At 77.4% G+C, this 10,340-nt stretch carries 6 protein-coding genes; 1 reads left to right on the top strand and 5 read right to left on the bottom strand.

The genetic code is table 11. The features are described 5' to 3' along the window. Positions 1-41: 41 nt before the first annotated feature. The 4 genes from V7E45_RS34840 to V7E45_RS34825 form a co-directional block, all read right to left on the bottom strand. Entirely contained in the window at positions 42-998 is a 957-nt protein-coding gene (locus tag V7E45_RS34840) for an ABC transporter ATP-binding protein (protein WP_333778259.1), read from the bottom strand. A 241-nt stretch (positions 999-1,239) separates the two neighbouring features. Further along, positions 1,240-3,951, bottom strand: coding sequence for an FtsX-like permease family protein (locus V7E45_RS34835; RefSeq protein WP_333778258.1), 2,712 nt, complete (start codon positions 3,949-3,951; stop codon positions 1,240-1,242). A gap of 1 nt (position 3,952) precedes the next feature. After that, a complete protein-coding gene (locus V7E45_RS34830; protein WP_333778257.1) occupies positions 3,953-7,312 on the bottom strand; it encodes an ABC transporter permease in 3,360 nt (1,119 codons plus the stop codon). 154 nt (positions 7,313-7,466) lie between these two features. Next, the gene (locus V7E45_RS34825; protein ID WP_333778255.1) at positions 7,467-7,871 is read right to left on the bottom strand and encodes a globin; all 405 of its coding nucleotides are present in this window, start codon (positions 7,869-7,871) and stop codon (positions 7,467-7,469) included. A 69-nt stretch (positions 7,872-7,940) separates the two neighbouring features. Here V7E45_RS34825 and V7E45_RS34820 point away from each other — a divergent pair, with 69 nt between their 5' ends. After that, positions 7,941-8,918 carry a methyltransferase domain-containing protein gene (locus V7E45_RS34820; RefSeq protein ID WP_333778254.1) on the top strand — a complete coding sequence of 326 codons (978 nt, stop codon included), beginning with the start codon at positions 7,941-7,943 and terminating at the stop codon, positions 8,916-8,918. 48 nt (positions 8,919-8,966) lie between these two features. Here the strand turns inward: V7E45_RS34820 and V7E45_RS34815 are convergent. Next, on the bottom strand, positions 8,967-10,340 hold a 1,374-nt coding region (locus V7E45_RS34815), incomplete at its 5' end, for an FHA domain-containing protein (RefSeq protein ID WP_333778253.1).

Raw genomic sequence — 10,340 nt, 5'->3', positions numbered from 1 at the left:
TGCGGGACCGGCCCGCGCCGCCCCCGAACACCCCCGGAGGGCTACCGCTCCTCGCTGTCGTCCGGCCACACGCCGATGTGGTCCGGTTCCAGCTCCAGCGCGACCCGGTCCCGCATGTCGAGGGCCCTGGTGTACTCGGCGGGGAGCTGGAGGCGACCCGCGCGGTCGAGCATGGCGTACTCGCGGGCGACCACCGTCTCGTGGCCCGTCGCGGCGTCCACCTCGCTGCGCCGCAGCACCTCGGTGGAGGTGCGGCCGTCGCGGATGGCGACCGTGCGGCGGACCTCACCGGCCACCGCCTGGTCGTGCGTGACGATGACGATGGTGGTGCCGAGGGTCTCGTTCGCCGTGCGGAACGCGTCGAAGATCTGCGCGCCGGTCTGCGAGTCGAGTTCGCCGGTGGGTTCGTCGGCGAGCAGTACCGCGGGGGCGTTGGCGAGTGCCACCGCGATCGCGACGCGCTGCTGCTGACCGCCGGACATCTCGTGCGGATGACGGTCCCGGCAGTCGGCGACCTGAAGCAACTCCAGCAGTTCCAGAACCCGTTCGGCGCGGGCCCGGCGGCGGGTCCGGGTGCCGGAGAGCTGGAGGGGGAGGGCGACGTTCTGGGCCGCGGTGAGGTAGGGCAGCAGGTTGCGGGAGGTCTGCTGCCAGACGAAGCCGACGACCTCGCGACGGTAGGCCAGGCGGTCCTTGGCGGTCATGGCGAGCAGGTCGCGGCCGGCCACCCGGGCCGCTCCCGCGGTGGGGGTGTCCAGGCCGGCCAGGATGTTCATCAGGGTGGACTTGCCGCTGCCCGAGGCGCCGACCAGGGCCATCAGCTCGCCTTCGCGGACGAGGAGGTCGAGGCCTTGGAGCGCCTGCACCTCGACGCCGTCCGCGGTGAACACGCGGACCAGCCGGTCGCAGGTGATGAGGGCGTCGTGGCCGTACGCCGGGCGGTCCCGGGACGCCGTGACGCGGTCGGCGAGGTCGGTGAGGGTGGGTTCGGCTGTCATGGGGTCTCCTGCCCGGATGCCCGGTGCGGTGCCGGGTGCGGTTCCAGGTCTGGTGCCGGGGGCGGTGCCAGGTGTGGTGCCGGGTGCGGTGCCGGCGCCAGGTGTAGTGCCGGGTGCGGTGGCCGGCGGAGGGCCGCCCCGGCCACCGGTCGTCGGTACGGCCACGGGCACGGGCACGGGCCTCCGCGTGCCCGCGTGTGTGGTGTCATCGGCCCCCGGCCCAGAGCCCCCGCACGGGTGTTCATCGCCCCTCCCCGGCCCGGAGTTCCCGTACCGATCCCCGTCTGCCCGTCCACCACGCCTGGAGCGCCGCGACTCCCACCGCGAGCAGCACGACCGTGACGGCCGGGAGCGTCAGGGACCAGGGGTCGGGGCGGAGTACGGCCGGCCCCGTCGCGGGCTCGGCCGTGGCCAGGGCGACGGTGGTGAGGTCGATGCCGGGGGAGAGGAGCCGGATGGCCGCCCAGCCGGTGAGGGCGCCGCCGAGGGCGGCGAGCAGCGCCTGGGGGAGGGATTCCAGTATCAGCAGGCGGCGGCCCTGGGCGCGGGTGAGGCCCATCGTGCGCAGCCGGGCGAGGAGCGCGGCGCGTTCCGGGGCGGCCCGCAGCAGCGCCAGGAGCAGGGCGAGGACGGCGAAGCCGGCGCCCGCCGCCACCGCCGCCGTGTAGACGTGCCCGGCGCCGGTCTGCAGGGGCGAGTCGGCGTAGCCGGCGCGCTCCTCGGCCAGGACGCGGACCGTGGCCCGGGCGGGGGCCGCGCGGCGCAGCGCGGCCGCGTCCGGGTGGGCGCCGGTGAGCAGCAGCGAGGTCGGCCGGTCGGCCACGGCGGGGAGGCCGGCCCGGTCGACGACCAGGAAGTCGGCTCCGGGCACGGCCGGGGTGGTGTCCCGGACGGTGGTGATCCGGACGGTGACCGTGCTGCCGTCGTCGAGGCGCACCGTGAGCGGGCGCCGGGTGCCGTAGGTCCGTGCGACGGACGGGGAGGCGAGGGCGGGGAGCGGGGCCGCCTTGCGCAGCCGCCCGGCGGGGAAGGCGCCGAGCCCGGTCCCGGCCGACAGCCTGCCGTAGGTGCCGGGGTCGACGCCGACCAGCGGCACGGCGTCGTCGCCGTCGTCCGGCCGGGCCTGGTACGCGATGCTCACCGCCGTCACCCCGCGCACGCCGGGCAGCGCGCCCACCCGGGCGGACAGGCCGTCGGGGAGCGGGGTGGCCGAGTCGAGGCGGGCGTCGGCGCCGACGGAGTCCAGGGCCGCGTGATCCCGGGCCTCGGCGACGCCCGCCAGTACCGAACCGCCGAAGGCGGCCGTGGTCAGCGCGGTCAGCAGGGCGAGCAGGGGCAGCACGGCCGAGGCGCCGGTGCGTCCCGCGCGGGCCAGGGAGAGCGGGGCCACCGCGCCCCGCAGCCGGCCGGCCGGGCGGGCCAGGCGGCGCAGCAGCAGCGGGTAGAGGCGGAGCAGCAGCAGGGCCGCGATGACGCCGGTCAGCACGGGTGCCAGGGAGACGAGTCGGCCGGCCGAGGTGCCTTGGCCGCGCAGGGTGGCCACCGTCCCGGCCGCGAGGGCCAGCAGGGTCAGTTCGGTGACCGTGCGCCGGCGGGAGGGGCGGGCCGAGGCCAGGTCCTCCCGGGGGCCCGTGAGCCGGACCGAGCGGTGGTCGAGCACGGCGTGCAGCGGAAGGACGGCGCAGGCGGTGAGCGTGACGGCGAGGGCGGCGGTGACGGCCTGGCCGACGCGGGTGACGGGGAGCAGGACGAGGGCGGCCGCGAGGCCCGCCGCCCCGGCGGGCACGGCGACCACGGCGGTCTCGGCCAGCAGCCGTCCGGCGAGGCCTGGCAGCGAGGCGCCGCGGGCGCGCAGCAGGGCGAGTTCGGTGCGGCGCCGGTCGGCGGCGAGGCCGCCCGCCATGAACAGGACGACCGCGGCCACCGTGGCGGTGCCCGCGGCGGCCACCGCGACCAGCGGGGAGACGCCCGAGCGCAGCCGCGAGAAGGCGATGACCACGTCGTCCAGACCGGTGTTCACCGCCAGGTCCGGATCGGTGAGGGAACGGGCCCGCCGCAGGCCGGGACCGGACTCCAGCGAGGCGATGGCGGACCGCAGCCGGCCGAGGTCGTGGGCGCGCCGGCTGCCGGGGCGTGGGGCGAAGTTCCAGTAGCGCACCGCGTGCTGGTCGCTGTTCAGCATGATGCGGGTCGCCTCCTGGGGGAGCAGGAGCGCGCCGTGCCAGTAGGTCTGCGGCGGGCCGGGCTCGGGGAGCCGTTCCAGCGCGGGAGTGCGCAGCAGCGGCACGGTCGACCAGTAGGCGCCGGCCGGGTCGCGCGGGGCGAGGACGCCGGTGATCCGGACGGTGAGGGTGCCGGTGAAGCGGGGCACATGGATGACCGCCCCCACCTTGATGCGCAGGGTCCTGGCGGTGGCGGCGGAGACGGCGGCCTCGGTCTTCGACGCGCCGGTGTCCACCCGGCCGGGGGCGCGCGGCAGCCGGCCCTCGAGGACGCGCGCGTGCCCCGCCAGGCCGTTCTGCGCGACCAGGGTGACCTTGGCGGGCAGGCCGGTCGGCCGGGGGAGCCATGGTTCGGTCACCGAGCTGCCGGTCTCCGTGGTGACGCCGTACGCCGACTGGGCGCGGTCGACGGGCACCGAACCGTCGATCACGGGCAGCAGTTCGCCGAACTTCCGTCTGACGACCTCGGGGCTGAACAGGACGTCCGGGGTGTCGCCGGACGAGCCGTAGTCCGGCACGGTCGCGGACGCCCGCACGGTCGTGCGCTCGGGGCGCGCCTGGTCGAGGGCGTGCCGCAGGCCCGCGTCCTCGTACCGGTCCACGGCGCGCGGCAGCGCGCCCGCCAGGCAGGCGGTCACCGCGACCAGCAGGGCGAGCGCCGCCGCGGCACCGGGGGCGGCCCGCAGCCGGGTCCGTACCCAGGGCGCGACCACGGCCGGAACGGAACGCACGTCACTCACCCCTCTGTTCACGCAGTGCCCGGGCCGGGTCGGCCCGGCGCAGGGCCGTCACCACGGCCACCACCAGTGGCGCGGCGGCGACCCCGGCCAGCAGCAACGCCACCCGTGCGGGCGGCAGTTCGACCAGCAGGCCTGGCACGGGCCGGGTGGCCTCGCCGGTCAGCACGATCAACGGGAGCACGCCACGGGCCAGTACGGTGCCCAGGGCGGTGCCGACCGCGAGGGCCAGGCCCACCAGTACGGCGAGCTCGGCGGCGACCGTGCGGGCCAGCCGGCGGCGCGGGGCGCCGAGGGCGCGCAGGACCGCGAAGTCCGCCTCGCGCACCCGCAGCGATCCGGCGGCGCCCACGGCGAACCCGACCGCGGCGAGCGCCGCCGCCACCACGGCGGCCGCGGTGAAGGCGGCCGTGGGGCCCGCACCGAAGGGGTCGTCGCGCAGTTCGGCGGCGATCTCGTCGCGCACCACCACCTGTTCCGGGTCGACGTCCGGCAGTGCCCGTACGGCGGCGGCCACCCGGGCCGCGTCGTGGGGCGCGGTCCGCAGCCACCACTCGTTCGGTGTGGCGCCTTCCCCGTAGCGCGCCTGCAGTGCCCGGTTCGCGGCGCGCAGGTCGACCAGGACCGCGCCGCCGTCGTGGGCGGCGGAGTCCGCCGGGGTGCCGGTGGTGGGCAGCGCCCGTACCGACCGGACGATCCGCACCGGCAGGGTCTGGTCGCCCACCATGACGTCCAGGCGCTGGCCGGTGCGGGCGCCGGCCGAGGTCAGGAAGCGGTCGGTCGCGACGGCGCGCACCTCGGGCGGCGCGGGCCGCGCCACCTGGAGCTGCACGGTCACCGTGGCGATGGTCGAGTAACCGGCGTCCGGCAGGTAGCCGGTGCCGTAGGAGAAGGCCGGGGGCCTGGTGGAGACGGTCCTGGGTCGGGTGGGGGTGGTGCGCGGGGACGAGACGGCGGCGCCGCCGGTGTGCACGGCCGTGGTCCAGGAGACCGGCAGGGCGAGCGGGCGCCGGGTTCCGTCGGTGCTCTCGGCGGTCAGGTCCCCCAGGGTGAGCCGGTGCCGTTCGGCGCGCCCGGCGGGCTGGGTCATGTCGAGCTTGAGCCCGGTGAGCAGCGCCGGGCCGGTCGCCGTTCCGAGGTCGACGACGAGGGTGTGCGGGCGGCCGTCGGCGGGCAGCGAGCCGGCCGGCACCGGGTACGGCACCTCGGCCCCGTCCTCCAGCTGGACCGTGACCTGGGCGGTCGTCCCGGGCCCGGTGGAGCTGCGCAGGCTCGCCGTCAGCCGCAGCCGCGCGGTGTGCGCCGGCACCCGGGCCCCCACCGGGGACTCCTTCGGCGTCAGCCCGGCCAGCAGCGACCTCACCGGTTCGTCCGACAGGTCGTGGCGCATCAGCAGCGCGTCCGCCGCGTGCGCGGTGTCCAGGGCCAGCACGGTCGCCGTACGGTCACCGGACAGGCCCTGCTCGCCGCGTACGGCGGGTACCGCCCCGCTGACGTGCGGCAGGGCCGCGTACGCCGCGGTACGGCCGAGGCCGCCCCGCCCGGCGTCCAGCACCCGCACCGGCGCCCCGGCGCGGAAGTCGGCCTGGTCGTCCTGCGAGCGGTGCCAGGAGGCACCCTGGCCGATGGCCAGCATGCCGAGCGCGACGGCGAGCACCAGCAGCAGCACCGGCCCGGCCGCGCGTGCGGTACGGCGGCTGAACTGCCAGCCGGCGAGCGCCGCGGGCAGCCCCCGCCCGGCCGCCGCCCACCGTTCCGCCAGCCGCGCCACCGGCGGCAGCAGGCGCAGCGTCAGCACGGTCCCGGCGAGCAGCGCCAGCGCGGGCGCGGCGACCAGCACCGGGTCGACCCCGAGCGCCCCCGACCGGTCGGTGGCGATGCCGCCGGAGTCCTGCCGCCCGAGCTGCCAGTAGGCGGCCCCGGCCACGGCGAGCAGGCCGAGGTCGGCGCCCGCGCGGAGCGGGGTGGGGACGAGACCGCCGCCCGCGCGGCGGACCCGGGGTCCGCGCGAGCCCGCGGGACGGCGCCCGCGGGCCCGGGTGGCGCGCGGAGCGCGCGGGCGGCCGGACTCCGTGCCCCGCCGTCCGCGCCCGGAGGGTTCCGGGCCCGCGCCCGTCAGCGCCGGGAGCGTCACCGTCAGCGCGCAGCCCAGTGCCACGGCCACCGCCACCAGCCACACCCCGGGGCTCCCGGCGGGCGGGAGGTCGAGGCGCAGGCCGAGCCGGGACAGCGGGCCGTGTGCGGTGAGCAGGGCGGTGAGCGGTCCGGCCAGCAGGGGTGCGCAGAGGGCCGCGGGGAGGGCGAGCAGCAAGGACTCGGCCCCGGCGAGGGCGGCGATGCGGGTGCGTGCGCCGCCGCGCGCCCGCAGCAGCCGGGTCTCGGCGGCCCGTTCGGTGCCCAGCAGCCGGGCCACCAGCCACAGCGCGTACCCGCCGAGCAGGACCAGTTGCAGCGCGACGATGAGCAGGGTGGAGCGGGCGACGAGCAGGGAGCGGTCGATCCGGTCCAGCACGTCCGGCAGCGAGGTCGTCGCCGCCGTCGCACCGCTCAGATCGGGGGCCTTGCGCAGCTCCCCGCTCCCCGCCCGCACGGCCGCGCGCAGGTCCCCGGTGCGTCCGGTCGTCATCGCGCCGAAGTCGGCCGAGGCGAGCCAGGCCGTGCCGCCGGTGCTCACCCGCCCGTCGGCGAGGACCGAGGGGTCGGCGAGCAGCGGCCCGTAGGTGGTGAACCCCGACTCCTTCACCCCGCGGCCGAGGAGGTCGTCCAGCCGCCAGTACGGCGCGTTCGTGGCGGCGGGCCGGTACAGCCCGGTGACGCGTACCCGGACCTTCCGGTCGCCGAGCCGGTCGGCCAGGGTGAGGCCGTCGCCCGGTACGAGCCCGAGCGCCCGGGCGGCGGTCAGCGGGACGGCCACCTCGATCTCGCCGGTCCCGCGGCCCGGGAGGTGCCCGGCGGTGGGCCGCACCTGGGCGGGGTCCACCGCCGCGAAGTAGGTCAGGTCCGGGTCGCCCGCCCGCCGGGCGGCCGGCTTCAGCGAGCGGGGCAGCGCGTAGGGGCCCGAGCGGCGCAGCGTCCGTACGGTCACCGGCAGCCCGTCGAAGGTCTTCCGCGCGCCCTCGCGCACGGCCGTGTCGGCGGCGGCGCGCCGGCCGGCCGGCACATCGGCCTTGACGATCAGTGAGGTGGCGGCCGCGTTGCGCGGGTCGCCGAGCACATGGCGCAGGGCCGCGTCGCCGATCGCCCCCGAGTAGGCCGTGAGCGTCGCCAGCACCGCCGTGGTCAGCAGCACGGTGAGCAGGGCGGAGCCGAGCAGCAGGCGGTGTGCCCGCGCGCGTGAGAAGACGAACCCCGTCACCCGACCCCCGTGCCGTCCGGACTTCGTGAATACGTCTGGATCTCGGGTGATGTTCGCAGAGCGGAGCGGTCGCGGGTAACCGGTTGCCGACCGGTCTATACCGGATCGTGACCGGAATCCGGCGCGGAACGACCGGAATTCGGGATTCGGATGATCAGTCGGGGGTGTTCACCATCGACTGGGCGGCGTACGTCAGGTAGTTCCACAGCGTCCGCTCGTGCTCCTCGGAGAGCCCCAGCTCGTCGACGGCCACCCGCATGTGCCGCAGCCAGGCGTCGTGCGCCGCCCGGTTCACGGTGAAGGGGGCGTGCCGCATGCGCAGCCGGGGGTGACCGCGGTTGTCGCCGTAGGTGGTGGGGCCGCCCCAGTACTGCATGAGGAACAGGGTCAGCCGCTCCTCGGCCGGGCCCAGGTCCTCCTCCGGGTACATCGCCCGCAGCTCCGCGTCCTCGGCGACTCCCTCGTAGAAACGGTGGACGAGCCGACGGAAGGTCTCCTCCCCGCCGACCTGCTCGTAGAAGGTCTGCTCCTGAAGCGTGCCGCGCCGAATCTCATTCACCGCTCCATCGTCTCAGACCCGGTGACCGAGGACTCAGGCCCTCGAGACCGCCGCCCCTACTGTGGACCCATGGGCGCCTACGACACCGGGATCGACGAGCTCGCCGCCGCGGCACGGGCCGCGCTGGTCGCGGAGATCGACGCCGAGGGGGCCTGGGACGAGGACCCGGTGTGGCGGGAGGCATTCGCCCGGGTGCCCCGGCACCTGTTCGTGCCGTACTACTACGTCGGCGTCCGGGGCGGCTACGAGCGACGCTGGGGCGAGGACCCGGACCCCGGGGCGCGGGAGCGCTGGGTGCGCGGCGCCTACGCCGACGTCCCGCTGGCCACCCGGCTGCGCGACGGCGAGCTGCTCTCGTCCTCCAGCCAGCCCTCGCTGATGGCGCGGATGCTGGTGGCCCTGCGCGTGGCCGACGGCGACCGGGTCCTGGAGGTGGGCGCGGGCACCGGCTACAACGCGGCCCTGCTCGCCCACCGGCTCGGCGACGACGGCCTCGTCACCACCGTCGACCTGGAACCGGAGATCACCGAGTCCGCGGCCCGGCACCTGGCGGCGGCCGGCCACCATCCCGTGGTCGTCACCGGCGACGGCGCGCGCGGAGTGCCCGAACGCGCCCCCTTCGACCGGATCATCGCCACCTGCGCGCTGCCCACGGTGCCCCGAGCGTGGCTGACCCAGTGCCGTCCCGGCGCCCGGATCCTGACCCCGCTGGCCACCGGTCTGCTCGCGCTCACGGTCCATCACGCGGGCCACGCCGAGGGCCGCTTCCTGCCCGCGGCCGCCTACTTCGTCCCGCTGCGCGGCACCGGCGGGAGCCGGCCCGGGGCGGTGTCCCTGGCCGGGCTGCCGATCGGGGCCGGGGAGCAGGAGACGTTCCGCTTCCTGCTCGCCCTGAGCCGGGGCGTGCTCGACCCGCGGGACGCCTACGGGCTGTGGGAGCGCGAGGGCGGCCCCGGCCGGGAGCGCTACGGCGTCACGGCCGGCGGCGCACACGCCTGGGCCTGGCTGGACGACCCGGAGGGGCCGTACACCTGGCCCCTGCCGTGACGTGCCGCCCGTGGAGCCGCTCGCGCGGAACGGCTCCCGTGCGGGGCCTCAGCCCCGGCGGACGGTGATCGTCGTCCAGGCGCCCACGTGCACCCGGTCGCCGTCCTGCAGCGGCACCGGCACGAACGGCTGGATCGGCTCGTCCGAGCCGTTGACCGTGGTGCCGTTCGTCGAGTTCTGGTCGACGACCGCCCAACCGCCGTCCGGCTGCTGGACCAGCACCGCGTGCTGGTGCGAGACACCGGGGTCCTCCGGCGGCACCGACAGGTCGATGTCGGGGGTGTCACCGGTGGAGTGCCGGCGCCGGCCGATGGTGACCTGGTTGCCGGTCAGCGCGCGCTGCTGCTCGGGCGAGTACGCGGGCAGGTTCAGGCCCGTGGCCTCGGGGCCCGAACGCTGCATCATCGCCATGAAGTAGTCGCGGTCCGGGCCGATGGTCGCGGTCCAGCGGGCGGGCTGCCGCTGCGCCTGCGGGTAACCGGGGCCGGGCGGGGCCTGGGTGGCACCGGGCTGCGGGTAGCCGTAGCCACCGCCCTGCCCGGGCCCGCCGGACGGCGGGGAGATCACCCAGTCGTCCTCGGCGCCGCCGAAGGACGGACCGCCGGCCGGGGGCCGGCCGGTCTCCTGCGGATAGGCGGGCGGCGCGGGCGGCCCGGACTGCTGGAAGGCCCGCGGCGCACCGCTTGCCTGGCCACCGGGGCCGGCCGACGGGGTCGGGCCGGGCGGCGGCGGAACCGGACGGGAGGGGTCGCCACCGAAGCCGGACGGACCACCGGGGCCGCCGGGGCCACCAGGACCACCGGGACCGCCGTACCCACCGGGGCCGGAGGGCTCGGAGCCGAACGGGTCGCGGCCGAAGGGCGGCGGGCCGGACGGACCGCCGGGACCACCCGGGCGCTGCCCCGGGCCACCGCCGAAACCGGACGGTCCGCCCGGGCCACCGGGACCGCCGGGACCCGCGCCTTGGCCGCCGAAGCCCTGCGGGGGACCGGCCGGGCGCCGGCCGCCGCCGAAGGCGTCCGGGCCGCCCTGGCCGCCCGAGGTGGGCGCCGGACCGCCCTGGCCGCGTTCACCGGCGAACGGCGTCGGGCCCGACGGCTCGCTGCCGAAGGACGGGATGGGCTCGGCGGGCCGGTTCATCTGCGACGGCCGCGAACCCTGGTACTCGTAGGAGTCACCGCCGCCGTAGGTCGCGCTCGGCGGCTGGAAGCGGGGCTGGGCCGGACGCGGGGCGGCCGGGGTGTACGAGGTGGCCGTGTTGGTGAGGAAGTTCCACCGGCACTCCTCGCAGAAGGGCGCGCCGCCCTCGCGGGGCGTACGGCACTGCGGGCACAGCTCGGGCTCGGCACCGCCGGGGCCACCCGGGCGGCCGCCGGGGCCGCCCTGCGGGGGCGGGAAGCCGTAGCCGCCGCAGGGCGGCCC

Source organism: Streptomyces sp. IBSBF 3136, assembly GCF_036815105.1.
Lineage (GTDB): Bacteria > Actinomycetota > Actinomycetes > Streptomycetales > Streptomycetaceae > Streptomyces.
This window is presented reverse-complemented; position numbering and strand designations above follow the sequence as displayed.

Excerpts from the sequence above, each read along its gene's own strand:
- V7E45_RS34840 (WP_333778259.1), bottom strand. The coding sequence starts at position 998 with ATGACAGCCGAACCCACCCTCACCGACCTCGCCGACCGCGTCACGGCG.
- V7E45_RS34820 (WP_333778254.1), top strand. The coding sequence starts at position 7,941 with ATGGGCGCCTACGACACCGGGATCGACGAGCTCGCCGCCGCGGCACGG.